Here is a 25737-nt window from a genome sequence, read left to right as displayed (position 1 = left end):
AAAATCAGGACTCACTTCGGTCCGACTCGTTTCAAGGCATCTTCGAAGCACTCGCACAGGGCCAGTACCGCCACAAGGTGAGCTTCTTCTGCATGAGGAGGATCCGTGTCGATGCATATTGACTCGTTGACCGACTGGGCGAGGTCCTTGGACTCCTTGCCCGTGAGCGCCCAGACCCGTGCACCTCTTGATTTCGCCGCGGCTGCAGCTTCACGGAGCTCCTCGGTGATCCCCCTGGCAGCGAGAAGGACCACTATGTCACCCGCTCGCACCTGGGTGGATATCTGAGCTCCCATGCTTCCGCTGCCGTTAGAGCCGGCAGCGCTTTTGGTGATGGAGATGGCTTTGAAACCGGACCCCTCCACAGGATCGTGCGCGTTCAGCTCTGAGGTGAACCTCTGCGCCTCGTGCGAAGATCCGTCGCTGCCTGCGGCGAAGACGCACCCCCCGCGCAACCTGACACGCGCCAACTCCTCGCCCCATTCGGCGAGCCGCGAAGACTCGCGACGGAGGGCCGCCACAGCGGGGCCGATCTCACCCAGGTGTCCTAAGACCACGTCTACCGCATGCCGGTTCGGTTTCGACCCGGTAGAGCGTTCCGCCTGACCTGTTCGCCTCACCACAATGCTCACGCCCCTACCTCCGTCCCTTGAAGCTACAGGTTCCTGCCGCCCTCGCGCGTTGGACTGTCATTCGCCGAACCATCCCGGCCGCCGCGGTCCCGTGTAAGCCGCTCGCCCTCAGTTAGGTTGGACCGATCGTGGTCAGCCTCGCGGGAGTGGTCAGCGCCCTGCGTACGGTCAGTGTCACGGGAGCGGTCAGCGTCATGCGACCTCCCCGTGTTCGAAGCCGGATCCAGTTTGTCGGCGCGACGGAGATGTTCCTCGACGCGTTCGTGAGCTTCTCCGGCTTTGTGCGCTCGTTCTTCCGCTTCCTTCCGGAGCCGGTTGGCTTCGACTTCCGCCTGAAGCGCGGCGGCCTCTGCCTGCGCTGATTCGGCTTTTGCCTGGTGCGCACCGATGGCTTCCTCGGCCGCCTTCTCGCGCAGCTCCTCAGCACGGCGGCGATTGACCTCGGCCTTTTTGCGTCGCCCGATGACAACTGCGACGATCACAACGGCAATGACGACGACGGCCAGCACGATGATCAGTACCAGTGTTCCTGTATCCATGTGCGTTACCTCCCTGATGAGCGGCTTCTATGGGCGCCGCTCGTGGCCCGTGCTGGCTTAGTACGTGAAATGCTTGATGCCCGGGATGTGTACCTGGGGTGTACCCCAGGTACACATCTCGAAACGATTCCGGGTTCTCAGACGGGCAGCTCCATCCGGAAGCCGCACCTGCAATGGATGACACGGGTCGTGAAGTACACATCCAGTAGGCCATCGTCCACGTCTTCGGTGGTCATGGGCGCGTAGACGCTACGGGCGGAGGATTCGGCAAATGCCATGGGCTCACCGCAGTGGAAATAGTGACCACCGGATTGGAGCAGACCGGATACGTTTCCGCTGCGATTGGGGATTGCGGCAGCGTCTCCGGAAACTAGCGGGTTCTTCATGATGGACAACGCGATCACTCCTCGGTCGGCTCTGCCCGAAACTCTCTCCTTCGCACCATCTTAACACTAACAATCAGGATGCTTATTACTTTTGGGTTTCAGTGGCTTTCGATGTGTTCCCTGAGCGCTGATCTTCCGGCGATGTCGAGGCAAGGCGGCCTTGTGCGCTGATGCCATCTCTGCTTCGCTGGGAAGGTCTCCAGCAGCGAGGGACCTACCCAGCCTTAACGCAGGGAGCATCGATCGTGAAAGCAGTGACATGGCAAGGCCGGCGCTCAGTCAGCGTCGAAGACGTCCCCGATCCCTCCATCCAGGAGCCCACGGACGCGATTGTCCGGATCACGTCCACAGCCATTTGCGGCTCCGACCTTCACCTTTACGAAGTTCTGGGCCCGTACATGCATAAGGGCGATGTAATTGGTCACGAGCCCATGGGAATCGTGGAAGAAGTGGGCTCCGAGGTCCACCGACTCAAAAAGGGTGACCGCGTGGTGGTGCCCTTCAATATCTCCTGCGGTCATTGCTATATGTGCAATCAAGGCCTTCAGTCGCAATGTGAAACCACGCAGGTGACAGCCAAGGGGTCAGGGGCCGCACTTTTCGGCTACTCCGAACTTTATGGCTCAGTCCCCGGCGGACAGGCTCAATACCTGCGCGTTCCCTTCGCAGATTACGGCCCTGTCAAAATTGATTCCGATGCCCCGGATGAGCGGTATCTCTTCCTCTCAGACATCCTGCCCACAGCGTGGCAAGCAGTTGAGTATGCGAACGTGCCGGACGGTGGCACGCTGGCTGTACTCGGGCTCGGCCCCGTGGGCCAGTTCGCTGCAAGGATAGGCGTCCACCAAGGCTTCCGCGTGATTGGCGTCGATCCGGTCCCCGAACGCCGCGCGATGGCGGAGGCACATGGCGTAGAGACCATGGATTACAGCTCCCACGTGGCGGAGCAGATTCGTGAAGATACGCTCGGGCGAGGGCCCGACTCCGTGGTGGATGCGGTGGGTATGGAGGCTCATGGATCCCCCGTGGCATCCTTCCTTCACCGGGCCGTCTCGTTACTCCCGGACAAGCCCGCGCAGGTGGCCATGGAAACCATGAGCGTTGACCGGTTAGCCGCGCTCCATACAGCCGTGGATCTGGTCCGCCGTGGCGGAACCCTTTCGCTGAGCGGCGTCTATGGCGGTCAAGCAGATCCCATGCCCCTGATGACCATGTTCGACAAGCAAATCCAGCTCCGCATGGGGCAGTGCAATGTTCGCAGCTGGACTGACGCGCTGCTCCCCCTGGTAGAGGACGACGCCGATCCGCTGGGAGTCATGCATCTGGTCACCCACACCGGAGGGCTGGATGAGGCGCCCGCCCTCTATGAGAAGTTCCAGAAGAAGCAGGACGGCTGCATCAAGGTGGTGCTCAAGCCCTAGGCGGCGCTTCACAGTCGCGTGGTACCAATGCCATAGCGATGTGTTCAGGAAGTACCCAGAATTGCTCGTTAGCCTAGCGATTGTCAGCGTTGGATTACATCGAAGGAGGGCCCATGGGACTCGGAGACAAGATCAGCAACAAGGCACAGGAAGTCACCGGTAAGGCAAAGGAAGCCTTGGGTGACGCAACGAACAATGAGAAACTGCAGGCCGAGGGCGTCGCTGATCAAGCGGCTGCCAAGACCAAGCAGGCCGGCGAGAACGTCAAGGACACCGCGAAGGACGTCTTCGACAAGTAAGCCCCCACAGCAACAACCACAACTAAATAATTCACACAGCACAACGCCCCGGCGCTCGAAAGAAGGCCGGGGCGTTTGCGTGCACCCAAGTAAGTAGCATTCAAGCGCGTTTTGAGGGCTCTAAACGCGCTCTGCTGCGACTCAGTTGGGTCCGCGGGGGTTACTTTTGGGCCGGGAGTACCAGCGCGCCCGTCTTGTCCGTGGACAACGCCAGGGACGAGATGTACTGGGGTTCGCCGTCGGGCCCGTCCTGAGCGGAGCGGAGCATGTCCGGACGTTCGAATTCGATGCCTGTCACGTGGCACATCAGCTTGGCATCGCTGGGGTTGCCGTCGGCGTCAAACATCGGCAGGTCGATGCCGTCGTCGGTCCGGCGGAGGTAGTAGCGCCCCTTGGTGGCCAGAGCCAACAGGGGCGGCAGCACCAAGGCCAGGCCCACTGCGAAGATCGGCGAGAACGGCTGTACTGCGGAACCGAAGGCGCCAAAGAAGACGGCGATGGAAACCCCTGCGGAGACCAGCATGGACACGAAACCCACGGGATTGACGGCGTAGAGCATCCCGCGGCGGAACTCCGGAACCTTGGGCGAGATCTTCAGCAGGTACTTGTTGATGGCTATGTCCGAGGCCACCGTGACCACCCAGGCCATGGCGCAGTTGGCGTAGAAGCCCAGGATCGTGTTGAGGAACTCGAACATGTTCGATTCCATAAGCACCAGCGCAATCACCAGGTTCACCACAACAAACACCATGCGGCCCGGGTAGGTCTTGGTGATGCGCGTGAAGGAGTTGGTCCAGGCCAGCGAGCCGGAGTAGGCGTTGGTGACGTTGATCTTGATCTGCGAGATGACCACCAGCACCACGGCCAAAGTCATGGCGAGCCAGGCCGGCATCATCTCTTCGTAGACGCCCAGAAACTGGTGAACGGGCTCATTTGCATGCACCGCAGCCGCAGGATCCAGCTTGGCGATCAGGTAGATCGCGATGAACAGGCCGATGATCTGCTTGATGGCACCGAAGATGACCCAGCCCGGTCCGGCCAGGATCACTGCACGCCACCAAGCACCCTTGTTCTCAGCAGTCTTGGCCGGCATAAAGCGCAGGTAGTCGATCTGCTCCGCGATCTGTGCCATGAGTGACAGGCACACACCGGCCGCCAACATCACCGATGCCAGGTTAGGTCCACCCTGCCCGGAAGCGCCGGTGAACGCGAAGAAGGCGTCGATGCTCTCGGGGTGGGACAGTAGCAGATAGCCCACGGGAACCACCATGAGCAGCAGCCACAGTGGCGTGGTCCACACCTGCAAAGTAGCGAGCGTCTTCATTCCGTAGATCACCAGCGGAATGATGATGATGGTGGACACCGCATAGCCGATCCACTGCGGAATACCGAGGCCCAGCTGCAGCCCTTGGGCCATGATGGAGCCCTCAAGCGCGAAGAAGATGAACGTGAACGTGGCGAAAATGATGTTGGTGACCACTGAGCCATAGTAGCCGAACCCCGAGCCGCGGGTGATCAGGTCCAAATCGATGTTGTAGCGTGCTGCGTAATAGGCCAAGGGGAAGCCGGTGGCGAAGATGATCACCGCGGCCACGATGATGCCGAAGATCGCGTTCACTGTTCCATAGGCGATGCCGATGTTCGCGCCGATGGAGAAGTCGGCCAGGTAGGCGATGCCGCCCAACGCACTGGTGGCCACCACACCGGCGCTCCATTTCCGGTAGGACCGCGGAGCGAACCGGAGCGTGTAATCCTCCAGGCTCTCCTTCGCAGCACTCATCGCGTCGGCGTTGCCTTGCGCTATTGGAACAGAGCCGGCGGTTCCGACGGCGGTTCCAGCCGCCGTCGTCGGCTCCAATGTTGCGGTACTCGTCTTATCGTCACTCATTCGTGGTCGCTTTCGTCCGGGGAGGGTGCTTCGCCCACGACGCTAGTCACGCAGCGCGTCAATTCAGTCACGTCCATGTTTCACAGCTGTAACTTCTGCATCAGCCGCCCCGCGCGGCCAGCACCAAAATTCAGCTCCACGGTTTGTGCGCACCCCACAAAATTGCCCTCCACCTGCACCGATACCGTCAAGGACATGAGCACCCAAGCACCCCTTGAGACCACCACCTACGCCATTCTGGACACCGCCCGCGAGCAGGTCCTTGAACGCGGCGAAGGCCTGAACGAATCCCAACTCATCCAGATCCTGGAGCTCCCCGACCACGCCATCCCCGAAGCCCTGCAACTCGCGCATGAGGTTCGCCTCAAGCACTGTGGTGAGGATGTTGAGGTGGAAGGCATCATCTCCATCAAGACCGGTGGCTGCCCGGAAGACTGCCATTTCTGCAGCCAGTCGGGCTTGTTCGACTCCCCCGTCCGTGGCGTTTGGCTGGACATCCCGGAGCTGGTTAAGGCAGCCAAGGAAACCGCGGCCACCGGTGCCACCGAGTTCTGCATCGTGGCGGCTGTCCGGGGCCCGGACATCAAGCTCATGAACCAGATCAAGTTTGCGATCGACCGCATCAATGAAGAAGTGGACATCAACATCGCCTGCTCGCTGGGCATGCTCACGCAACGCCAAGTGGACCAGCTGGCCGAGTGGGGCGTCCACCGCTACAACCACAACCTTGAGACAGCGCGCAGCTACTTCCCCGAGGTCGTTACTACTCACAGCTATGAGGAACGTCTCGAGACGTGCGCCATGGTGAAGGCCGCCGGAATGGAACTATGCTGCGGTGCGCTGATCGGCATGGGTGAATCATTGGCCCAGCGGGCCGAACTCGCTGCCCAGCTTGCCGCCCTTGAACCGCACGAAGTCCCACTGAACTTCCTTAATCCCCGCCCCGGCACACCTTTGGAAAACCAGGGAATCATGGACGGCAAGGATGCCCTCCGTGCCATCGCCGCGTTCCGGCTGGCGATGCCGCGGACCGTGCTCCGATACGCCGGCGGCCGTGAACTGACCCTTGGCGACCTCGGCACCCGCGACGGTCTCCTGGGTGGTATCAACGCCGTCATTGTGGGCAACTACCTCACCACCCTGGGCCGACCCGCCAACGCCGACCTCAACCTCCTGGTGGAGCTGAACATGCCCATCAAGGAATTCCAGAAGTCGCTATGAAGGCTGCAGAGTCACAGAAATTCTGCGGCCACTGCGGCGGCGGCACTTTCAGCACCGACGGCGGCACGTTCGGCACCGATGGTGACGCTCCGACGTCGGACGCCCACCGCAGCTGCCAACAGCGCCTGGCGATGGAGCCGCCGCGCTTTTGCCCGGAGTGCCGGCGCCGCATGAAAGTGCAGGTCACTCCGTTGGGGTGGACCGCGGAGTGTTCACGCCACGGCCTGATGCGTTTTTGTACAGATACCGCCCCTAACAGCGCCTCATAAGGGCGGTATCTGTACAAAAACTCCCTGGGTAGGCTGGATGCATGACCGGGAGCCGGGACCTTCTGACGCGGGAGCAACGCAGCCGCAACATGTCGAAAATCCGCGGGAAGAACACCAAACCAGAGCTGCTGGTTCGTAAACTCCTGCACGCGAAAGGCTACCGGTACCGGTTGCACGGGCAGTCCGGAGCAGTGAAGCTGCCGGGCCGCCCGGATTTGGTGTTTGCGGGCAGGCGCAAGGTCATTTTCGTCAATGGCTGTTTCTGGCATGTCCATGATTGCAAAGCGGGACAGCATGCTCCGGCGGCAAATGCCGAGTTCTGGGAAGTCAAGAGAAGACGAACCCGCGAAAGGGACGCCCTGCAGCGGGAACAGTTGACAGCTGCCGGCTGGCAGGTGCTCACGGTCTGGGAGTGCCAACTTAAGAATATGTCCGTGCTCGAGGATCGGCTCACGGCATTCCTGGAGTCCGCTGAGGGTTAGGCCGGCTACGCACTACGCCCGCAAATTAACTCCGCACTATGCCAGCGATGAGGCTCCGCAAGTCAGCGGCTATCTAGGCGCGGTTGTGGTGGTTGGCGCGGAATTGACCGTGTTGTCCGTGACATTGGGCTGGGAACTCTGCTGCCAAAGCGAGAAGGCGGCCGAACCTCCAATGCCCAGCAGTACCGTCATGCAGACCACGATGATGAGCAGGAGGCCCGGTGACGGGCGAGCACCACTGTCCATGTTCTTCCCCGTTCCTGGTCCAGCCTGGAGACATCCAGATCTGCTTTCACTACTTTGTGGGGGCGAGATCAAGAGCGCCTCTGAGTCCGCTCAAGATTGGATCAATCTTTGGATATTTGGCGTTGCGCAACTTCCACGGGTCCTACTGTTGAATGGTGAATCTATTGTTTGGAGGCGGGAGGGGTTTGGTGTCTGAGTACGACGAGTGCACCGACGCCCTGGTGGATCGCACCGTTCTCACCGAACTCCAAGCAGAGTTGGGCGGCGACCACAGCATCATCAGCAGCTTCGTGCGCAACTATGTGGAGCTTCTGCCCTGGCGGGTGGGTCGGCTACACCGCGCACTGGAAAGGCAGGACATTGAGGACGCCATGGACGCGGTCCTCAGCCTCAAAACCTCCAGCCACATGGTGGGCGCCATCTGCATGAACCGCTTGGCGACCGAGCTGGAGATCAGCATCCGACTCCTGCCGAACGGAGACCACTTGGACCGCTTGGCCGCGCAGGTCCACGAAATCGAGAATTTTGTCTCCGGCACCATCCAGGAACTGGAAACGCCCCTGCAGCCTAACTAGCCGCTGCAGCCCAACTAGCCCCTGCAGCCCAGTTCATGGACGGCCGGGCTTAGTTGTTTGAGGCGGGCGCGAGCCTGTAGCCGACGCCGCGTACCGTCTCAAGCCAGCGGGGCGCCTGAATGCTGTCGCCGAGCTTCTTGCGCAGATTTCCCATGTGTACCTCAACGGCGCGCTCGTCCGCGTCGCTGACGTAACTGCCGACGTCGTAGGGTTCGTTGCGGAGGCGACGGGCGAGGTCTGCCTTGGTCCGCACAATCCGCCCGGTCTCCAACAGGGCGAGCAGGAGGTCGAACTCGGTGCGGGTCAGCTTGAGTTCGGTGCCGTTCAGGACCGCTGTGCGCGACCCGGCGGAAACGGCCAGACCGTTGTGGCTAACCTCGGGGTCCACCACTTCTTCCGGAGCGCTCTTGGATTCGGACGACGCCCGCGGACGCCGCATCATCGCTTCGACGCGCGCGCGCAGTTCCCGGGGACGGAAGGGCTTGGTGAGGTAGTCGTCGCCGCCGGCTTCCAGACCCATGAGGGTGTCCAGCTCTTCGGCGCGGGCGGTCAACATGATGATGTAGGCGTCCGAGGATTTCCGGATCTGGCGGGCAACCTCAAAACCGTCGATATCGGGAAGGCCCAAGTCCAGCGTAATGACATCCGGATTCAGCTCGCGGGCCGACGTCACACCTGCGGATCCGGTGGACGCGACGTGCACATCAAACCCCGCCTGGGATAGAACTACGCGTACCAATTCGCGGATATCCTGATCATCTTCAATGACCAGCCCCACACGTGCTTCACTCATCGCTGCCCCTCAGCCCCTTCGATAACCTCAGAAGTATATCCATTATGGTTAGGCTGATCTCATGAACCGACTTTCTTCCGCATTTTTGGTGGATGTGCCATGACCCCGCCGTCAACGTGGGACATTGGTGAAAAGAAGCAATTGTTGGTTTTTCGGCGCTCTTTCCACGAACATACCCTGCGTATGCGAGTAGTGCTCAGCCAATTGCCGTTATCCGTGTGTGTCTGTATTTCGGCCATCCTGGTTTGGCTGTATTTTCCTGCCACGCTCGAAAATCCGCTGTTCCTCATTTTCCTGCTGAGTCAGGCGCTCCTCCTGGCACTGTGCATCATTGTGCCCTGGCACCGGCTCCCGTTCGCCACCTTCCTCAGCATCCCCATCCTGGACATGGTCTCCATCGGCTTCGCCCGTGAAGGTGCGGTGGAGTCCATCACCGGCCTCAGCGTCCTGGTGGTGTTGCCCGTCATCTGGCTGTGTGCTTCAGGGTTGTACCCGAAACTGGCCATTGTCCTGTCCTTCCTGGGACCGTTAGGGATCGTCTGGGTTCCCTTGTTCGTGAGAGGGACCCTCAGCGAACAGGACCTCACCAAGCCACTGCTGTTCCCCATCCTCATGTTGGGCATCGGTGTTTCCGTGAGTGTTCTGACCCTGAGCATGGTGCGTCAGCAGCGTGCGTTGGAGCAGAAGGACGAGGCCCTTAAGGAAGCACTGAGCGTCAGCACCAAACAGGAACGGCTCCTGAACACCGTCATGGAAGCCCTTCCCCTGGGCGTGGTGGCCGTCGACGGCGATGGCCATGACATCCTCATGAACCGTCGCCAGCGCCAAACACACGCACTGGCAACTCCCCCGGACAATGACGATCCCAACGAATCACAGTTGCTCATCTTCGACACGGACCGGACCACGCCCCTGGATGCCGACCGCAGGCCGGTGCGCCGTGCAGTCCTGGGCGAAAGGTTCACCGACCAGTTGGTGTGGTTGGGTTCTGGGAGCGATCAACGTGCCTTCACCGCGAGCGCACGCCCCATGGTGGACGACTCCGGCAAGTTCGCCGGGTCCGTAGTGGTGTTCAGCGACGTCACGGACTTGGTGAACGCCCTCGCCGCCAAAGACGACTTTGTTGCCAACGTATCCCACGAGTTCCGTACGCCTCTAACGTCCATCCTTGGGTACGTTGAGCTGATCCTGGATGAGCCGGACACCCTCGACGCCAAGGCACGCAAACAGCTGGACATCGTCAGGCGGAACGCGGAGAGGCTCCTGACCCTCGTCTCGGACTTGCTGGCCATACGTTCGGGCCAGATCGTCATTCAACCTCACACAGTGGACGTTGCCGAGTTGGTGCGCGGGAGCGTCAACTCCGCAGAGCCCCGTGCCGCCAAGGCCGGCATCAGGCTCTCCGTGGATCTCCCCGACGCCTTGGAAGCCCGCATCGACTCCTCAAGGATCGCGCAGGTACTGGACAACTTGGTATCGAATGCCATCAAGTACTCCCCCGACGGCGGGGACGTTGAAGTGGCCGCTTGGGAGGATCAGGACTTCATCTTCTGCCGGGTCACCGATACCGGGATGGGGATGAACGAAGAGGAACAGGCCGAGGCTTTCACCAAGTTCTTCCGGGCCGGCGGCGTACGCAAAAGCGCCATTCCCGGCGTCGGGCTTGGACTGCCCATCAGCAAAGCCATTGTTGAGGCGCACGGCGGAACCATCACGTTGGAAAGCGAACCAGGCCGGGGCACCACGTTCACGGTGAAGATGCCCTCGTGAGCATCAGCGCTTAGGGGCGCCTGCACCCATCTCAGCGTCCCGACGGCGGCCGAACAGGAAGTAGCTGACCGGGCCGAAGAAGTTGATGAAGGAGACAGCGCGCCAGACCGCCTTCTTGCCTCTGATCTGACCGTCAGGAGTCTTGCCGATGCTCCGCTGCGCCGCGCCCAGCAAGGCCATGTTGATGGCGCCGCTGACCAACAGCATGATCCGTTGGCCTTTGGTCATATCGCGCCATGATTTCTTGCGGCCCATAGTGCCTCCTCCAGTGAAGATTTACTTATCAGGCTAGTCCGACGCCGGGCGGCCCGCCACAGCCTGGCGGACTACCTCGCCCCAGGATTGTTCCGCCAGGTCAGCCACTGCGGACAGGATTTCCGACGGCGGCAAGGACAGGTCCAGCGGGTACTCCACTATGTCGATGTCCGTGTTGAGGATCCTACGCAGCTTCATTTCCCCCGAACCCGCGTAGACGAGCCATGCGGTGGGTACCCTGAGGGCTGTGCAGTATGCCAGCAACTGGTAGTGGTCCGCGCTTAGGGACGCGCCGGCGTCGGAGGCTGCCTGGTATTTGGAGTCGTAGACCACCACGGGACGCCCACCCAGGAAATGCACGGCGTCCGGACGAACGGTAATGCGATCGGAGTCCCGGACTGCCTCATTGAGGAGCGCGCCGTACTGGAGGCGCATCTCTCCCGGGTGGGCACTCATGGCGCTGCGCAACGCGGTCCCCACGAATTCCTCGAACACCTGGCCCATGTCCACCACGAAGGACGCAGTTTGCTGCTTACCCTCACCGGCCTCGGCGGAAGCGTTGCGGAGGATCACCTCGGCCAGGCGCAGCACGGGGTGGTACCTGAGGTTCATCCGGGTGGCCCGCCACGGCGGCAGGGGCGCTCCGGACTGGAGCCGTGTGACGGCGTCGAGCTTTCCCTTGAGCTGCCGCAAACGGCTCAGGACAGTGGGCCGGACGCCGGGAACCTGACCCATGCGCTCCAAGGCAGCACGGAGGATACGGTTCTCCGCGATGTCCTCTGTGAATTCGTCGTAGGAGACTTCCAATGGCACCATCATCCCGGGACGTCGTGAAATCTGGTCCGAGATCCGGATGCGCCCTTTGACGGTGCGCAAGGACTCCTCCACGGTGAGGTAGCCCTGCAGGACGCCACGGCTCAGGGCTTTGTCCGCCAACTGAGCTAGTGATTCGGCCAGTGCGCTCCACAGGTCCGGGTGCTCCACGGCCTCCACTGAGTGATCACGGAAGCCCTGCTCTCCGGCGTAGCTGAGCAGGAAGAGGAGCCTGCTCAGGCCAAGCCGGTCCTTGGGACGGACTTCGAGCTGCACCGTGGTGGTCCGTACTGAGCCCACCTTGCCAACGGGTTCAATCCGGTAGAGGCCCATGCCCATGGGAGAGGCTTTGGCCAGCCCGCTGGAGTTGATGAATGCCGCCGATTGGGGATCGAGTTTTTCCACCACCCCGCGGGAGAGCTCGTCCATGACGATATGCCGGGGGCCGGAGTTGACCCGCCCCGCGCTGGCGGGCGCACGGCCGGTAGTGACCCGCCCCGCGCTGGCGGGCGCACTTCCCGCGCTGGCGGGCACACCCCCCGCGCTGGCGGGCGCACGGCCGGGCCTTGGCGGGATGCCTTTAGCGGGCTGCAAGACGTCCCAGCAGCTGGTCCAGGCCGAAGCGTTCCTCCAGCTGCGCCCGGTTCAGCTGCCCGTGATAGTGCTCCTCCAGCAACGGCATGAGCTCGTACTTCCAGATGCGGCGGAGTCCAGTGGGGTTCTGGGCCGCGTTCTTCATGAAATAGGACGGCCCGATCATCAGGTCCCGGTCCCAGTCGTCGATCGCGTCATTAAGCGCATCCAGCAGGTCCGCGTTGAGGGTGTCCAGACCGCGGGCTTCCAGGAAGCGACGCAGCGTGCCACGGATCGGCTCCTCTTTGGGGTGGAGCTCGATGAACGCAAACCGCCGGCGAATGGCGGCGTCCATCATGGCGATGGAACGGTCCGCGGTGTTCATGGTTCCGATGATGTAAAGGTTGTCCGGCAAGCTGAAGGGCTCATTGGGGCTGTACTGGAGGTAGATGCGGTCGTCCCGGTATTCCAGGAGGAAGTAGAGCTCGCCGAAGACCTTGGCCAGGTTGGCGCGGTTCATTTCATCGATGATCAGGAAGTACGGCTTGTGCGCATTCTCGGGTTTCGCGGCCTCCTCGGCGAGACGCCGCAGTGGACCGGCCACAAGCTTGAAGGACACTTGGCCATCATCAGTTTTGTCCGGCCGGTAGCCCTCGAAGAAATCCTCGTAGGCATACGAGGGATGGAACTGGACCAGCTTCACCCGTTCGTCGGTGTGGTCACCGGCCAACTCGGCGGCTAGATGCTTTGCAAGGTAGGTTTTGCCGGTTCCCGGCGGACCATAAAGAACCAGTTGGCGGTTTTCCTCGAGAAGTTCAGCGATCTCCTTGAGTGGTTCAACGTCCATGTGCAGGGACGCTGCAAACTCTTCGGTCAGCGGCCGGAACCCTTGCTGGACAACCTCGACGACGGTAGTGGGCGGGGCTTCGTCCTCGCCATCGGTTTCGGCTTCCACGGGGAGCAGCTCCTGCAGGGCCTGAATCACCCTGGTGACGTCCACGATGATGCCCGGTGTGGAAAGTTGACGCTGGGCGTGACGGGGAAGCTCGGGGATAGCGTAACTGTCATCGAACCAGCGGACCTTGCGGCGGATCCGCCGATTGTCTTCATGGTGTTCGGGTTCTCCGAGGACCACACCAACCCTTACCCGGCCGGCGTGCTGGTACAGCGTGAGGTCACCTGGCTTCATGACTGTCAGGAAAGCGAAAACAGCTGTTTTGGTGTCTTCGCGCTCCACGTAGCCCAGGTGCTTGTAATCCTCATCCACGGCATGCTGGACCACGCCTGCCGTGACCCCTGCGTTGAGGGCGCGCAGATGTTCCACATCCAAGGTGGCCTTCTCTTCGGCAACCCAGGCGGCCAGCAGGTCCGCATTGTCGTGATGGGTACGCAGGAGCCAGGAACGGCGCCCCGGATCTCCCACCTTGCGCCATTGGCTTACCAGTTGGCGTCCGTACCAGTCGATGCGCTGCCCGGCTTGCTCGTCCAGGTGCAGGCGGATGCGGTGGATGTCGGCGGTAATGTCCTCGTCTGTATCGCCCCCGGCCCCGCCGACGAGAGAAGCAAAGGCGTCCCGGATTTCCTGGCGTTCAACGTCGGCCACTACGGGCTCGAAGTAGCTCGGCCACACCAAGTACTCGATGCTGCGGCGCAGGGCAGGCTGGTCTTCGGGCGTTGCGGCGGCCAGTTCATGGAACTTCAGCGGGTCCGCGAGTGCCTCGTTGATGGTGGCTGTGCTTTGGCTGTCCACGTGGGCCACGAAGCGGCACAGCCATTTCAGGTGGTCCCAGATGGTCCAGTTGAACTCGGCGGTGCGGTCACGGATGACGCCGTGGTCCGTCATGCCCTCATATAGCTCTTCCGGCAGCTCGATGGGCGGCTCGACCCATGATGCGGCCTCGGTGACGCGGGCACGTTTGACCCGGAGGGACTTGACCTCGTGTGCGAGCGGCAGTGATTGCAGGAACAGCAGTTCCACGGCCAGCAGCTTGGCTTCCCGGGACGCGCCATGGAGGTTCTGCCGCAGGTTGGTCATCATGGGGGCTTTGGAGTCCTCCACCCCGCGTTCAAGCCTTTCCAGGAGCTCAGCGGCAGCATCTGCGGTCCACGTCAACGTCCTGCCGTCCAGCGCCGAGGGTCTCCCGTGGAGCGCCGGACCCAGCACATACCAAGCTGCGTCCTCGATCTCCTTGGAGACTCCGGGGGCGCGGTCAATGGCAGTTTTTACGGAGGGAATCACCATGCCAACTTACCTTGTTTGGTTTATCCAAGCATCTGGATATCCACAGGCTTGCTGCCCATCCCGGCGAAGCTGCGTTCAAACCCCGATTGACCAGCGCTAACTTCCGTCGCGGAGGTCAGCCGGAGGTTCGTCCTTCACTTCGATGGCGTCGAAACGTGCCTCACAGCTCTCGCCCATGGGCGCTTGCGACATGAACCCGACGTGCACTGCTTTCTCCGTATCCAGCCTGAACAGCCGCACGAAGGACCATTTCCGGCCGTCCGATGACCAGTGGAAAGCCCACGCTGGCCCTACCCGGCTCACGCGCAGGTAAACCCACGGGGCGTCCACCACGGGGCCGTTGGAATCGTCGGAGTAGTTGTTGGTCACCACGCTGACCACCATGGCTTCCCCTTGCGGAGAATACTCGAAGCAGAGCTTGGCCCAGTGCTCGCTATCCGCCCACAAAGTCAGCACACCGGCGTCGAACGTTGTCCGTGGTGAGGCCACCAACACCCGGGCTGAGAGTGAGAACGCGGCAGGTGCCCTGAAGCCCAACGCTGTGGCGCGGTGCTGCGGCTCGCCGCCCAGGGAATCGTTGGTCCAGTCGACGCCGGGGGCTGCCGTGAGCGTCAGCGTCCCCTCCGCCTGGTCGTAGCTGGCATGGCCGTCTGAGGAGGACCATTCCAAGGCTGGCAGTCCCGGTATCTCGGGGGGCATTACGTGCTCCGTTCGTTGCGTCTGCATGTTCCAGAACACGCTTTCAGAGATTACCCCCGATGTGCGGGAGGCCACACCGCGCGCCCGTCAGTGCATCCCGAACTGATAGGCCGCAGGGACGGGCTCGTCCGGGCACACTTCTTCCCACAAGGCCGCAATGGCGTCCTCGCCCTCGCGGAGGTCCGGAATCTCGACACCCTCACGCAGGATCGCGGCTGCTTCGGCGGCTTTCCCGGTTCGCGCGAGCGCCAGCGCCTTGAGGAACCGCAAACGTCCGACGCCGGCGCCCTCCTTGGGTGCCGACTCCACCAGTCCCAGTGCCATGGCGGGGTCCCCGTGCCGGATGCTGAGCGTGACGGCTTCCGTGAGCACGGCTGTGGTGAAGGGGTCAGCGTCAACGCCCCTCCGGAGCTCGGTAAGTCCATCAGCCTCCTGACCTGCGGCGAGCAGGGCCAAGCCCAAGCCGCGGTGCGCGAGCGCCCTGATGCCGGGAGCGGCCCCTCCGTCGGAAAGCACCCCGCGGTACCCCGCCGTCGCACCGTCCAGGTCCTGACGGGCGTGCTTCATGATGGCCAGGTGAAACCTCGATTCGGGGCTGGCCTGCCCACCAAGCAACTCTTCCCAGTCCGCCCCGGCGACGAAACCGGGCCCGCCGTCGAACGTTTTTCCCTCCAACAGACCGAGCCACGGTTCCTGCTCGGCCGTGACGCTCTCCACCCCGAAAGGTGTACCGCTCTCATCCACCCAGCCCTTCCCGGATTTCCGGCGCCGGGCGCGTTCAAGAACGCCCCAACCACTGCCGCGCAGCAGCATGGTGGACGGCGGGATGTCGGCGTCGTTGAGGGCTGCGGGAAGCATGGCCTCGAGTTCGTCATGGGGCAGGAGTTGCTCCAATCGCTGGCTGGCGTTGGCCACCGCAGCGTCCCAGTCGGCACCGTGCGAGGTTTCCGGATCGAGATGACCGTTACCGTAGGCCTCTACCCAGGCCCACTCCGCGTCGGCTGGCATGACAAGGTGTTCAAACTGCGTCTGCGCCAAACCCGCCTGGATTTCGGCATACGGTCCAGCTCCGGGGCTCAGCCATTCCTGCCACCGCTTGCCGCCCTGCCCCTGGCCCCATACGAAGAGCTTCTTGCCGCGGAGGAGTCCCGTGGAGAGCATCGCCAGCCCGTCGCCGTCGTCGTCGGCTGCAACAACCCAACGCCGTTCGGAAGGGTCGATGTCGAAGAAGAAATCCGCCGCGTGGGGGCTGTTGACCGGCCACGTGCCGTCATATCCTTCGTGGGCGGTGGGCCGGACGCGGGTGATGTCCGTGGTGTAGTCGCTGCCGAAAGCCTCATCCGCCGGGGCGATCACGCGGGTCCGCTCCGTCTCAGGGATGGCTGCGTTGCTCCACCAGTACATGGGGACCTCGTGGTCGCTTGGGTTGCGGATCCGCACCGCCGCGAAGACCACAGGCGAGTCGCCGGGCAGCCAGATGTCCACCTGGAAAACCACTTCCCGCAGCCGCTCGTATTCCCACATCCGCAGGATGTGCTTGCCGTCCGGGGTGCGGACAATCGCGGTGTGCAAAGGATCGCAGCTGGTGGGCGAATGGCCTCGGGTGCCGATGTTCCACTCCAGCCCACCGGCGAACCAGGCCTTGCGCAGCGCAACATTGGCCAGTTGCGGTGCCTGGTGGGTGTGGAGGAGCTGCTTGCCCGTCTTTTTGTCGAACAGTTCCCAGATGCGGCCACCCAGCGACGGGAGGACCGTCACCTTGAGTTTGCTGTTTTCAAGCACGACGGCGGGCACTTCCTTGGGTGCCGCGTCCCGGCTGTAGCCGTCCTGCATGAGGTACGGGTAAATGTTGGGCACCACACCGAACCGGGCCGAGGCCTGGAGTTCCTCCGGCACCCCCTCTCCCACGGTGTAGGGCTGGTCCAGCTCAGCCGCCACCACGGGCAAGGGGTTGAGCGGGCCGAGCTCGGCCATGGTCAGGGAAACGGTGGTGACTGTGAGGGTGGAGGTTGCTGTGTCTGCCACGTCAGTATCCGATCGTGAGAAGGAGGCCGCGCTGCGGCTCGATGGCTATGGCTTGGCCGGGCACGTAGCTCGCGGCAGATTGGAAGCCGGGGATGGTGGGGGCCTTGATGATTCTGGTGGCGGCAGCAGCGTCGTCGAAAATCAGCGTCACTTGTTCAGTGTCCGCGGCCCAGGAGGCCAGCGCTACAACCATTCCGTGCTCCGTGAGCCACGTGGTGGCCAGAACGTGGGGGTGACTTGTCTTTATGGGGGCCTGCGGGTCCCAAAACCCTTGCATATGCCCGTGCTCCAACCCGGTTTGGGCCCAGAACTCCCAGAGCGGGCGGTTGTCCACGGCAGGTGCCCGGCCTGTCATCCCGAACACCATGCCACGCCATGGGTTGCCACCGCCTTCCAGCATCTCGCCCATGAGGCCGAAGGGAATGCCGGAGAGCTCCACCAGCCAATAGTCGGGATCGGTGGTGTTGTAGTCGAAGTACTCCCCCAGCCATAGCCTGTCCACATACGGCAAGTGCTCCATGTACAGATTGGCGGAGGACGCGTAACCGTCGTGCGCAGTGAACTGGTTTGCTGAATGGAGGTCAATCTCAGGGCCGTCTACACCACGGGTTATGCAGGCCCGCTCCAAGACCTTGCGGACCCGCTGCATGGCGGAGCGGTCATAGGCGATGTCATCCAGGTAGATGCCGTCAATCCCGTCCTCCCCGCCGGCCAGTTCCTGAAGGCTCCGCACGTAGAAGTTCTCCCACCGCGATTCGCCGGTTGTCACCACGGCGATGTCCTCCACATTGGGTGCAAACCACGCTGAAACGTAGCCGCTGCCGGCATGTTCCTGCAGCCACATGTGGCCTGCCCCTGGACCGTCGCTGAAGACTTCGTGGTCCAGGTGCAGCAACGGCAGCAGCTCCGGGCTATGGAACGTGAGCTCGCGGACCGTGTTGTAAACCTTGGCTTTGAGCCCGTGCTGATGGCACTGGGCCACGTACTTCCGCAGCGAGTCCTGGGTCAGCAAGGGATCATTGATATAGGGCGCCGGCGCCGTGGCGTGATGGACGTTGACCACGGTGGCACCAGCGGCCTTGATGTCCGCAGGGTTTTCAGGAGCGTGGAAGTACCGTTTTCCAAGGTGTTTACCGGGATCGATCGGCTTGAACGGTGTCAGCAGCAGGCGGAAATCGAAGTCCAATGGCTCATCCGCCCTTAGGGTCCGGGCACCACTGAAGGCACGCAGCGTGGCTGTGTCCTCCGATGTCCGCAACGCGACACCGCCCCGGACTCCGCAATCACCGCCGGCCTGCTGCCGGTTGGCCCACGATCCCGGTTCCACCAACGGCTTCTCCCGGTAGAAGTTGGTGTTGAGCGGCCGTTCATAGCTGCCATCACGTAAGGAAAGCTGGACGCCTACATTCACACTCCCCAGCCACAACGCATCCTGGTTCTTCGCCGCCACGTCCCAAGTCCAGTCGATGGTGTCCGGCCGTCTTCCACCCGGGATGCCCAACCCCATGGCCAGCGGAACCGAAGCCTCATGGAGCGCCAGCTGCAGGCCGACGTCGTTCACCTCCAAGGTCCCCACCGGGCTGAGCCGCAGCGAGTACGAAACTGCCCCATCGGCGTCGAGAACGCCGTTCAGCTCCAGCGTCAGCGCCGCCTTGCCGTCCTTGCGACCTGTCCAGGCGCAGCGCCACGACATCCGCGCCGGGCCGTCCTCAGTGAAAACTAGCTGACCGTGCGTCCAATCAATTCCCTCAACGTCCAGCCGCATGGGAGCACTGAAAAGCTCGACGACGGGACCATCCGTTGCGGTCACCGCGGTGGTAAACGTTGACGTCACCTGCGCCGGAAGTCCGGACTCCGTCAGCTGCAAGGACCTGCCCAGAATCCCCAACGTCCTGCTCGTTTCGTCCAAAGTGATGGCCGTATATGGCCTAACGAGCTCCGCGTCCTGAGCCACTCGCGAATCCAGCCAGGCCAGGCGCCGAAGGGAACGTGCATCTCCGAAACCGCCCGCAAGGAGTGCCGGATCTGTTTCCGCGGCCACATCAAGCCTGACCACGACCTCCCGTGGTGGCTCCCCCGCTGCATGGATAGTCACCATCGCGGAGTGCGTGGTTCCCGCAGCTTCCTCAGGGATGGGAAGGACCACCAGCAAAGCCCGTACAGTGCCGGCAGGAATGTTGAGGGCTCTGTGCCATGGCTTGCCCAGCCTGTCCACGCCATCGGTGTTGATGCAGCGCCCGCTGGTACCTTCTCCTCCCGTTGAGTCTCCTCCCGTTGGCTCTTCCCCGGCTGATGGGGTGACCTGAACTGTCACGCCGTTGAGATCCTTCTGCGCATACAGTCCCAACTGGACCACATAGTCCTCGCCAGCCTGTGCAGTGCCGTGGAAAGCCTCCGAGGGCCCGTTGATCACCCAGTGCGCCGGTAGGTCATGCCGCATGGAGATGGGATTCAGGCGGTCCTCGGGAAACACCAGTAGGGCTTCTCCCGCGTGGAGTGCCCGGAACCGCTCCAGTTCGTCTGCGCGGGCGGTGAAGTTCATGGGTGCGAACGAGTCCCGTTCGCTTGCCGCCTCATATCGGATGACTTTGGCGGTGGGCAGCGCGGCTTGCGCCCCGCTTGCCCAGGCGGAACGTCCGACGGCGGCGGCCCAGGCCGGATCTGCGGCAGGACGACGCGGGAGGTACTGCGCCTGGGGATAGTGGGCTTTCCCCAGCATGGCGTACGGCAGGTAGAAGACGAAGTAGATGCCAGGGCCCTCTGTGGCTTCGAAGACAACCGTTCCGGACTCGCGGGTGGCCTCTTCCACCATCACGTTCCGGACCCTGATGCCGGTCTTCTCCGAGACGACCATGACATCAACCGTTGCGGGGTCCTTGTCCTGCCGCCGCCACGGGATGACAGCCCTGTGGGCCGCACCAACCCCGCCGCCCCTTCCGCTGAGCCCCGCTTCAGCCACATCCAGGACTTCCACAACGAATCGGTGATTGCCGTAGAGCAGTTTGTCCCACGCGCCGATGCCACAATCCACCTCCGGGTGGGCTGTCACTGAACCGATTCTGCTGGGATTTGGCGGGGTGATGAGGGCCGGTGAAACCGGCGCGGGCAGCGGCATCGCTGAGACTCCTGAAGGTAGCTTCCGGGGTTTCTCACCTGTTTGGTGAATCCTTACATCATCCCGGCGTTCCGTGGAGTCGTAAAGGGTTATTGCGATGCGCGATCACTGCAATTCCCGCCCCCGAATACTGGCCATGACGCTGCCAGGGCATTATGACGGTGCTAGTTGGAGGCGGCCAGGTGCTACTTGGAGGCAGCCAGGTTCAGTGCGTTGACTTTCGCCCTCGCCGCCCGGACGACGTCGCGGTTGGTAACTGTGTAAGCCGTGGGATCGCTGCCGTCCTGCGCACCGAGGGAGACCGCCCCATCGGCGAGGGTGGAGACCGTCTTCTTGGCCGAAAGGTGGACCGCAGCAAGGCCTGCCCGGTGCATCGCAGGGATGTCGTCAAGGGTTAGTCCTCCCCCGGCCATGATCTGCAGTGCACTCCCGGCACGTTCTGCCATGGTGGTCAACGTGGACAGCCCCGCCCCCGCGGTGGCTTCGTGGCCCGAGGTCAGGATCCGCGTGAAGCCAAGTTCCATCAGATGTTCAAGAGCGGCCACGGGGTCTCGTGACTGGTCTATGGCCCTGTGGAAGGTCAACTCTGCCTCCGGGTTGGCTTCCTTGGCGGAATCCATGAGGCGCCGGATCGCGTGAACGTCTACGTCTCCGGACGGGGTGAGCGCCCCGAGCACCACCCCGTGGGCCCCCTGGGCCAGCAGATGGCGGATCTCGTGGACCATGGTGTCCACGTCGGACGCAGAGTACCGGAAGTCGCCGGGCCTGGAGCGGATCAGTGGATGGATCGCCAGACGGCCGTCAACGTGCTCCATGCTGGCTTCCATGAGTCCTTGGCTTGGCGTGACGCCACCAAGTTCCAGGCTGCTGCACAGTTCGATGCGGTCGGCTCCCTCGGCGGCTGCCGTGCCTGCACCCGCGGCACTCACCACGGCAATTTCAAGTTTCATGGTGAAACTCTACGTGGAGTTTTTGTACAGCTCATGCCCCTAAGACGGCCATTTGAGGGCATCAGCTGTACAAAAACTCGTCAGCCCTGGTACTTCTGCAGCTTTTCCTTTTGCTCCGGCGTGAGCCTTAGGACCCGTCCTGTGGCCTCGGCGACGAAAGCCAGGTGAGTAGTTGCTTTCACGCAGTCTTCCCGCGTGACAGGATCTTTGATGACGTAATGGAGATCGAAGCTGGCGCCTTTGATGGCCCCCACCCAGATCTCCACCACAGCCGGGATGTTGCGGTAATCCAAAGTCCGGACGTACCGGACTTTGTGCTCCACAACCAGGGTCATTGTGCCTTCCTCGACGTCATTGAACAGGGCCGCCGGGGGCTCTACGCCCGGAAGGCCCGCTCCACGAGGGGGCCCGAAGGCTGCGATACGGGCTTCCTCCAGCATCCGCACAATCTGGACGTTGTTGATGTGGCCGTAGGCGTCCATGTCACCCCAGCGCATGGGTACGAGGACCTCTATGCGGCGGGGTGCCATGGACTCCTTCAGTGTTTCCGTGCTCAGCTGTGCACCGCCGTCGAGTCGTCCACAGCGGTCTCTTCCTCACCAGCGAACTGGGACATGTACAACCGGTAGTAGGCCCCCTGCAGTGTGAGCAGGTGGGCATGGTTGCCCTGCTCCACGATCTTGCCGTTCTCCATCACCAAAATGGTGTCGGCGTCGCGGATAGTGGACAGGCGGTGGGCGATCACGAAGCTCGTCCGGTCCGTCCGAAGGGCAGCCATGGCCTTTTGCAGCAACAGCTCCGTACGGGTGTCCACGGAGCTTGTAGCTTCGTCCAGGATCAGCAGCGACGGATCTGAAACGAAGGCACGGGCGATGGTGATGAGCTGCTTTTCACCGGCGCTGACGTTGTTGCCTTCTTCGTCGATGATCGTCTGGTAACCGTCCGGGAGGGCACGCACAAAGCGGTCCACGTAGGTTGCCTTGGCCGCTTCCATGATCTGGTCCTCGGTGGCGTCCAGCTTGCCGTACTTGATGTTGTCGTAGATGGTCCCGCCAAACAGCCAGGCATCCTGCAACACCATGCCCACCTTGGACCGCAGTTCTGCGCGGCTAAGGTCCTTGATGTCCACGCCATCCAAGGTGATCCGGCCTGCGTTGAGCTCGTAGAAACGCATCACCAGGTTCACCAGCGTGGTCTTCCCGGCCCCGGTGGGGCCCACAATCGCCACGGTATGGCCAGGTTCGGCAGCAAAGGACAGGTCCTCAATGAGCGGTTTGTCTTCTACATAGCTGAACGAGACGTGCTCGAACTCAACATGGCCGTCGGTCTTGGCGGGCAGATTGCGGGTCCCGGTCTCTTCAACTTCTTCCTCGGCATCAAGGAACTCGAAGACGCGCTCTGCCGAGGCAACACCGGACTGCAGCATGTTGGCCATGCCGGCAATCTGGCCCAGCGGCTGGGTGAATTCACGTGAGTACTGAATGAAGGCGGTGGCATCGCCCAGGCTCATGGAGCCCGAGGCAACGCGCAAGCCACCCACCACGGCAATGCCGACGTAGGACAGGTAGGACACGAAGTTCATGGCCGGGAAGATCACGCCGGACACGAACTGCGCACCAAAGGAGGCCTTGTAGAGTTCCTCGTTCTTCTCGTCGAAACGCTTCAGCATGTCGGCATCGCGACCGAAGACCTTCACGAGGTCGTGTCCGGAGAAGGACTCCTCGATCTGGCCGTTCAGTGCGCCGGTGTTCTTCCACTGTGCTGCGAAGAGCTTCTGGCTGCGCGCACCAATGACGCCCGCCACAATGCCGGACAACGGCAGAGCGATCAGGGCAATGAGCGCCAATTCCCAGGAGACGATGAACATCATCACCGTGATGCCCAGGACTGTGAGCACTGAGCTGACCAGTTGGGAGAACGCCTGCTGGAGGCCCTGCTGGACGTTGTCGACGTCGTTGGTCACGCGGGACAGGATGTCGCCGCGCTGGCGGGTGTCGAAGTAGTTCAGCGGGAGCCGGTTGAGCTTTGCCTGAACGTCGTTGCGCAGCTTCTTAATGACCCGCATGACGATCCTGTTGAGCAACCAACCCTGGGCCCACAGGAAGATGTTGGCCACAAAGTACATCAGGAGCACGATCGAAATCAGGAACGTCAGCTTGGGGAAGTCAATCCCGTTGGTGAGCTCCATCTTGGAGACCATATCCGCAAAGTTGCCTTGGCCTTGCTGGCGCATGAGCTCAACGAACTGCTCCTGCGAGACCCCCTCCGGGATCTGCCGGCCCACAACGCCACCGAAGATGACGTCCATGGCACTACCCAGGACCTTCGGAGCAATCACATTGAGGACTACCGAGACAATGACGAGCCCGATCACGATGTACACGCCAACGGCCTCGGGCTTCAGCAGGCTCATGAGTCGCTTGGCGGACGGCCAGAACTCTTTGGCCTTCTTTGCCGGGACGTCGCCGAACATACCGCCATCAGCTTCGGAGGGGACGTATTCTTCTTCAACAAAGTCGTCGTCATCGAGCACTTCGGTGGCTACCTCAGCTTCGGCTGTTGCCTTGGCATCCTTGGCGGCTTGAGCCTTGGCAGCCCAGCCACGCTTCTTCTGCTGGTCCTGCTCGGTCATGCCACTTCCTCCACGCTCAGCTGGGATTCAACGATTTCCTGGTAGGTGGGTGAGGTCTCCAGCAGTTCGTCGTGCGTTCCGCGGTCAACAATCCTTCCGTTATCCAGCACAAGGATCTCGTCCGCGTCCGCGATGGTAGAGACGCGCTGGGCCACGATGATGACTGTGGAATCCCGGGTCTTGGCCTTCAAGGCTTTGCGCAGACGGGCGTCGGTAGCAACATCGAGCGCGGAGAACGAATCATCAAACAGGTACACATTCGGTTTGGTAACCAACGCCCTGGCAATGGATAGCCTCTGGCGCTGGCCACCGGAGACATTGGTACCGCCTTGGGCGATGCGCCGGTTCAAACCGGATGACTTTTCTTCCACGAAGCCCTTGGCCTGTGCCGTTTCCAACGCGTCCCACAGCTCTTCGTCCGTGGCGTCAGGCTTGCCGAAACGAAGGTTATGCTCGATTGTTCCTGAGAACAAGTACGGCTTCTGCGGCACCGCAGATACGCGGCTGGTGATCTCCGATGCGTCCATCTTCGTGACGGGCACACCGTCCAGCAGGACGTCACCGGATGCGACGTCGTAAAGCCGCGGCAGCAGCGAGACCAAGGTGGTCTTGCCGGCGCCCGTGGAGCCGATGATGGCCAGGGTCTTGCCCGGCTCAGCAGTGAAGGAAATGTTGCTCAGCACCGGAGCCTCGGCACCGGGGTACTTGAAGGTGACGTCCCGGAACTCCACGCGTCCCTTCTTCTCAGCAGGCACTACTGGCGAGCTGGGGTTGTGGATGGAAGGCTCGACGTCCAGTACCTCACCTATGCGGTCTGCACAGACGGATGCGCGGGGAATCATCATGGCCATGAACGTGCCCATCATGACAGCCATCAGGATCTGCAGCAGGTACTGGAGGAAGGCCGTGAGCGCACCCACCTGCATCTCCCCGGAATCCACCCGCTGGCCGCCAAACCACAGCACGGCGGCCGTGGACAGGTGCAGGATCATGCCGATGGCCGGGAACATCAGGACGAACAGGTTGCCGATCTTTACCGACACTGCAGTGAGGTCATCATTGGCGTCCCCGAAGCGCCTGGCCTCGTGGGGCTCGCGAACAAAGGCCCGGACCACGCGAATACCGATGATCTGTTCGCGCAGCACGCCATTGATGGCGTCGATCTTGGTCTGCATGGAACGGAACAGCGGCATGAGACGGACTACAAGGTAGCCCACCACGGCCACCAGGACAGGAACGGAGACCCAGACCAACCAGGAAAGGCTAAGGTCCTCACGGAGCGCCATGATGATGCCGCCCACACACATGATGGGGGTTGAGACCATGAAGTTCAGGCCCATGAGCACCAGCATCTGTACCTGCTGGACATCGTTGGTACCGCGGGTAATCAGCGTGGGAGCACCGAAAGTGTTGACGTCCTGGGCTGAGAAGCTACTGACCTGCCGGAAGACGCTGCGGCGCAGGTCCCTGCCAATGGCCATTGCAACGCGGGACCCGAAGTACACAGCGATGATGGCAGTGACCACTTGTCCAAGGGCGACAGCGAGCATGAGGGCACCGGTCTGCCAGATGAAGTCGGTGTCTCCGCGGGAAACTCCCTCATCAATAATTCTGGCGTTGAGGCTGGGGAGGTACAGCGTAGCGATGGTGGATGCGAGCTGAAAAATCAGCACGGCCACGATCTGCGGCAAATACGGCTTGGAGTAGCGCCGTATAAGGGTGACAAGCATGCCCACGGGTCCTTAGAAAGAGTGCGTGAAAGAGGTAAGAGAAGTGTGGCAGCCGGGGCTGACAGTATTAGCCTCCCTACTCTACGAAATCCGTTGCCCCGGCGAAACATCTTTCGGGAAAGATCATCCCAGCGGAGTATCTGCCGGGTGGCGGGTGCTCCCGCTTCCGCAAGTCCGGTAGT

General features: G+C 62.1%; 23 protein-coding genes. 7 read left to right on the top strand and 16 right to left on the bottom strand.

Annotated elements, in window-relative coordinates:
* Positions 1-11 precede the first annotated feature (11 nt).
* From ACZ5J0_RS05040 to ACZ5J0_RS05030, 3 genes are all read right to left on the bottom strand, one after another.
* Entirely contained in the window at positions 12-632 is a 621-nt protein-coding gene (locus ACZ5J0_RS05040) for an SIS domain-containing protein (RefSeq protein WP_464094315.1), read from the bottom strand.
* A gap of 23 nt (positions 633-655) precedes the next feature.
* Positions 656-1171, bottom strand: coding sequence for a hypothetical protein (locus ACZ5J0_RS05035; RefSeq protein WP_142940029.1), 516 nt, complete (start codon positions 1169-1171; stop codon positions 656-658).
* 137 nt (positions 1172-1308) lie between these two features.
* Positions 1309-1566 (bottom strand): hypothetical protein, encoded by a 258-nt coding sequence (locus ACZ5J0_RS05030; protein WP_446698067.1) that lies wholly within the window; start codon positions 1564-1566, stop codon positions 1309-1311.
* A gap of 236 nt (positions 1567-1802) precedes the next feature.
* Here ACZ5J0_RS05030 and ACZ5J0_RS05025 point away from each other — a divergent pair, with 236 nt between their 5' ends.
* Both ACZ5J0_RS05025 and ACZ5J0_RS05020 read left to right on the top strand, forming a co-directional pair.
* Complete coding sequence (locus tag ACZ5J0_RS05025) at positions 1803-2978, top strand: zinc-dependent alcohol dehydrogenase (protein ID WP_464094314.1); 1176 nt, start codon at positions 1803-1805, stop codon at positions 2976-2978.
* A 113-nt stretch (positions 2979-3091) separates the two neighbouring features.
* Positions 3092-3277, top strand: coding sequence for a CsbD family protein (locus tag ACZ5J0_RS05020; RefSeq protein WP_142940032.1), 186 nt, complete (start codon positions 3092-3094; stop codon positions 3275-3277).
* A 160-nt stretch (positions 3278-3437) separates the two neighbouring features.
* Here ACZ5J0_RS05020 and ACZ5J0_RS05015 read toward each other — a convergent pair whose 3' ends face one another.
* Positions 3438-5165, bottom strand: a complete 1728-nt coding sequence (locus tag ACZ5J0_RS05015; RefSeq protein WP_464094313.1) for a purine-cytosine permease family protein — start codon at positions 5163-5165, stop codon at positions 3438-3440.
* A gap of 195 nt (positions 5166-5360) precedes the next feature.
* Between ACZ5J0_RS05015 and bioB the strand changes: the two genes are divergently transcribed.
* Genes bioB through ACZ5J0_RS05000 form a run of 3 tightly spaced genes read left to right on the top strand, consistent with a single transcriptional unit; the run spans position 5361 to position 7137 of the window.
* Entirely contained in the window at positions 5361-6386 is a 1026-nt protein-coding gene (gene bioB, locus ACZ5J0_RS05010; protein ID WP_142940034.1) for a biotin synthase BioB, read from the top strand.
* A complete protein-coding gene (gene bsaP, locus ACZ5J0_RS05005; RefSeq protein WP_464094312.1) occupies positions 6383-6655 on the top strand; it encodes a biotin synthase auxiliary protein BsaP in 273 nt (90 codons plus the stop codon). Before bioB ends, bsaP begins: the two co-directional genes overlap by 4 nt.
* Before the next feature lie 41 nt (positions 6656-6696).
* Complete coding sequence (locus ACZ5J0_RS05000) at positions 6697-7137, top strand: very short patch repair endonuclease (RefSeq protein WP_223941988.1); 441 nt, start codon at positions 6697-6699, stop codon at positions 7135-7137.
* Between the two features lie 69 nt (positions 7138-7206).
* Here the strand turns inward: ACZ5J0_RS05000 and ACZ5J0_RS04995 are convergent, their stop codons facing one another.
* Positions 7207-7383, bottom strand: coding sequence for a hypothetical protein (locus tag ACZ5J0_RS04995; protein WP_165450215.1), 177 nt, complete (start codon positions 7381-7383; stop codon positions 7207-7209).
* A gap of 188 nt (positions 7384-7571) precedes the next feature.
* Here ACZ5J0_RS04995 and ACZ5J0_RS04990 point away from each other — a divergent pair, with 188 nt between their 5' ends.
* Positions 7572-7958, top strand: a complete 387-nt coding sequence (locus ACZ5J0_RS04990; protein WP_166841561.1) for an Hpt domain-containing protein — start codon at positions 7572-7574, stop codon at positions 7956-7958.
* Between the two features lie 49 nt (positions 7959-8007).
* Here the strand turns inward: ACZ5J0_RS04990 and ACZ5J0_RS04985 are convergent, their stop codons facing one another.
* Positions 8008-8751 (bottom strand): response regulator transcription factor, encoded by a 744-nt coding sequence (locus tag ACZ5J0_RS04985; protein ID WP_142940038.1) that lies wholly within the window; start codon positions 8749-8751, stop codon positions 8008-8010.
* A gap of 99 nt (positions 8752-8850) precedes the next feature.
* On the opposite strand from ACZ5J0_RS04985, the gene ACZ5J0_RS04980 reads away from it, so the two are divergent.
* The gene (locus ACZ5J0_RS04980) at positions 8851-10521 is read left to right on the top strand and encodes a sensor histidine kinase (RefSeq protein WP_223941986.1); all 1671 of its coding nucleotides are present in this window, start codon (positions 8851-8853) and stop codon (positions 10519-10521) included.
* 3 nt (positions 10522-10524) lie between these two features.
* On the opposite strand, the gene ACZ5J0_RS04975 is transcribed toward ACZ5J0_RS04980, so the two are convergent.
* The 10 genes from ACZ5J0_RS04975 to ACZ5J0_RS04930 form a co-directional block, all read right to left on the bottom strand.
* Positions 10525-10776, bottom strand: a complete 252-nt coding sequence (locus ACZ5J0_RS04975) for a PLDc N-terminal domain-containing protein (protein ID WP_464094311.1) — start codon at positions 10774-10776, stop codon at positions 10525-10527.
* Between the two features lie 33 nt (positions 10777-10809).
* A complete protein-coding gene (locus tag ACZ5J0_RS04970; RefSeq protein WP_464094310.1) occupies positions 10810-12018 on the bottom strand; it encodes a 5-methylcytosine restriction system specificity protein McrC in 1209 nt (402 codons plus the stop codon).
* Between the two features lie 151 nt (positions 12019-12169).
* On the bottom strand, positions 12170-14404 hold the full coding sequence (locus ACZ5J0_RS04965; RefSeq protein WP_142940042.1) for an McrB family protein: 2235 nt from the start codon (positions 14402-14404) through the stop codon (positions 12170-12172).
* Positions 14405-14500: 96 nt separating this feature from the next.
* A complete protein-coding gene (locus ACZ5J0_RS04960) occupies positions 14501-15103 on the bottom strand; it encodes a DUF1349 domain-containing protein (protein WP_464094309.1) in 603 nt (200 codons plus the stop codon).
* Between the two features lie 87 nt (positions 15104-15190).
* Complete coding sequence (locus tag ACZ5J0_RS04955) at positions 15191-17128, bottom strand: DUF5107 domain-containing protein (protein WP_464094308.1); 1938 nt, start codon at positions 17126-17128, stop codon at positions 15191-15193.
* Position 17129: 1 nt separating this feature from the next.
* On the bottom strand, positions 17130-20243 hold the full coding sequence (locus tag ACZ5J0_RS04950) for a glycoside hydrolase domain-containing protein (protein WP_464094307.1): 3114 nt from the start codon (positions 20241-20243) through the stop codon (positions 17130-17132).
* 185 nt (positions 20244-20428) lie between these two features.
* On the bottom strand, positions 20429-21193 hold the full coding sequence (locus ACZ5J0_RS04945) for a copper homeostasis protein CutC (RefSeq protein WP_464094306.1): 765 nt from the start codon (positions 21191-21193) through the stop codon (positions 20429-20431).
* Between the two features lie 80 nt (positions 21194-21273).
* Complete coding sequence (locus tag ACZ5J0_RS04940; protein ID WP_166841664.1) at positions 21274-21690, bottom strand: acyl-CoA thioesterase; 417 nt, start codon at positions 21688-21690, stop codon at positions 21274-21276.
* Positions 21691-21746: 56 nt separating this feature from the next.
* Positions 21747-23825 carry an ABC transporter ATP-binding protein gene (locus tag ACZ5J0_RS04935; protein ID WP_464094305.1) on the bottom strand — a complete coding sequence of 693 codons (2079 nt, stop codon included), beginning with the start codon at positions 23823-23825 and terminating at the stop codon, positions 21747-21749.
* Positions 23822-25555, bottom strand: a complete 1734-nt coding sequence (locus ACZ5J0_RS04930; protein ID WP_250821011.1) for an ABC transporter ATP-binding protein — start codon at positions 25553-25555, stop codon at positions 23822-23824. The genes ACZ5J0_RS04935 and ACZ5J0_RS04930 overlap by 4 nt, the downstream gene beginning before the upstream one ends.
* Between the last annotated feature and the right edge of the window lie 182 nt (positions 25556-25737).

Source organism: Arthrobacter sp. DualSoilB13, from assembly GCF_055389195.1.
Note: the sequence above shows the minus strand (reverse complement) of the source record. Positions and strands in the feature narration are given on the sequence as shown.

Bases quoted from the DNA above. Each gene is read 5' to 3' on its own strand.
- ACZ5J0_RS04950 (WP_464094307.1), bottom strand. From the start codon at position 20,243: ATGCCGCTGCCCGCGCCGGTTTCACCGGCCCTCATCACCCCGCCAAAT.
- ACZ5J0_RS04945 (WP_464094306.1), bottom strand. From the start codon at position 21,193: ATGAAACTTGAAATTGCCGTGGTGAGTGCCGCGGGTGCAGGCACGGCA.
- ACZ5J0_RS04960 (WP_464094309.1), bottom strand. From the start codon at position 15,103: ATGCCCCCCGAGATACCGGGACTGCCAGCCTTGGAATGGTCCTCCTCA.
- bioB (WP_142940034.1), top strand. From the start codon at position 5,361: ATGAGCACCCAAGCACCCCTTGAGACCACCACCTACGCCATTCTGGAC.
- ACZ5J0_RS04965 (WP_142940042.1), bottom strand. From the start codon at position 14,404: ATGGTGATTCCCTCCGTAAAAACTGCCATTGACCGCGCCCCCGGAGTC.
- bsaP (WP_464094312.1), top strand. From the start codon at position 6,383: ATGAAGGCTGCAGAGTCACAGAAATTCTGCGGCCACTGCGGCGGCGGC.
- ACZ5J0_RS04970 (WP_464094310.1), bottom strand. From the start codon at position 12,018: ATGGACGAGCTCTCCCGCGGGGTGGTGGAAAAACTCGATCCCCAATCG.
- ACZ5J0_RS05020 (WP_142940032.1), top strand. From the start codon at position 3,092: ATGGGACTCGGAGACAAGATCAGCAACAAGGCACAGGAAGTCACCGGT.
- ACZ5J0_RS04935 (WP_464094305.1), bottom strand. From the start codon at position 23,825: ATGACCGAGCAGGACCAGCAGAAGAAGCGTGGCTGGGCTGCCAAGGCT.
- ACZ5J0_RS04940 (WP_166841664.1), bottom strand. From the start codon at position 21,690: ATGCGCTGGGGTGACATGGACGCCTACGGCCACATCAACAACGTCCAG.
- ACZ5J0_RS04985 (WP_142940038.1), bottom strand. From the start codon at position 8,751: ATGAGTGAAGCACGTGTGGGGCTGGTCATTGAAGATGATCAGGATATC.
- ACZ5J0_RS04975 (WP_464094311.1), bottom strand. From the start codon at position 10,776: ATGGGCCGCAAGAAATCATGGCGCGATATGACCAAAGGCCAACGGATC.
- ACZ5J0_RS04930 (WP_250821011.1), bottom strand. From the start codon at position 25,555: ATGCTTGTCACCCTTATACGGCGCTACTCCAAGCCGTATTTGCCGCAG.
- ACZ5J0_RS05015 (WP_464094313.1), bottom strand. From the start codon at position 5,165: ATGAGTGACGATAAGACGAGTACCGCAACATTGGAGCCGACGACGGCG.
- ACZ5J0_RS04980 (WP_223941986.1), top strand. From the start codon at position 8,851: ATGACCCCGCCGTCAACGTGGGACATTGGTGAAAAGAAGCAATTGTTG.
- ACZ5J0_RS05000 (WP_223941988.1), top strand. From the start codon at position 6,697: ATGACCGGGAGCCGGGACCTTCTGACGCGGGAGCAACGCAGCCGCAAC.
- ACZ5J0_RS04995 (WP_165450215.1), bottom strand. From the start codon at position 7,383: ATGGACAGTGGTGCTCGCCCGTCACCGGGCCTCCTGCTCATCATCGTG.
- ACZ5J0_RS05035 (WP_142940029.1), bottom strand. From the start codon at position 1,171: ATGGATACAGGAACACTGGTACTGATCATCGTGCTGGCCGTCGTCGTC.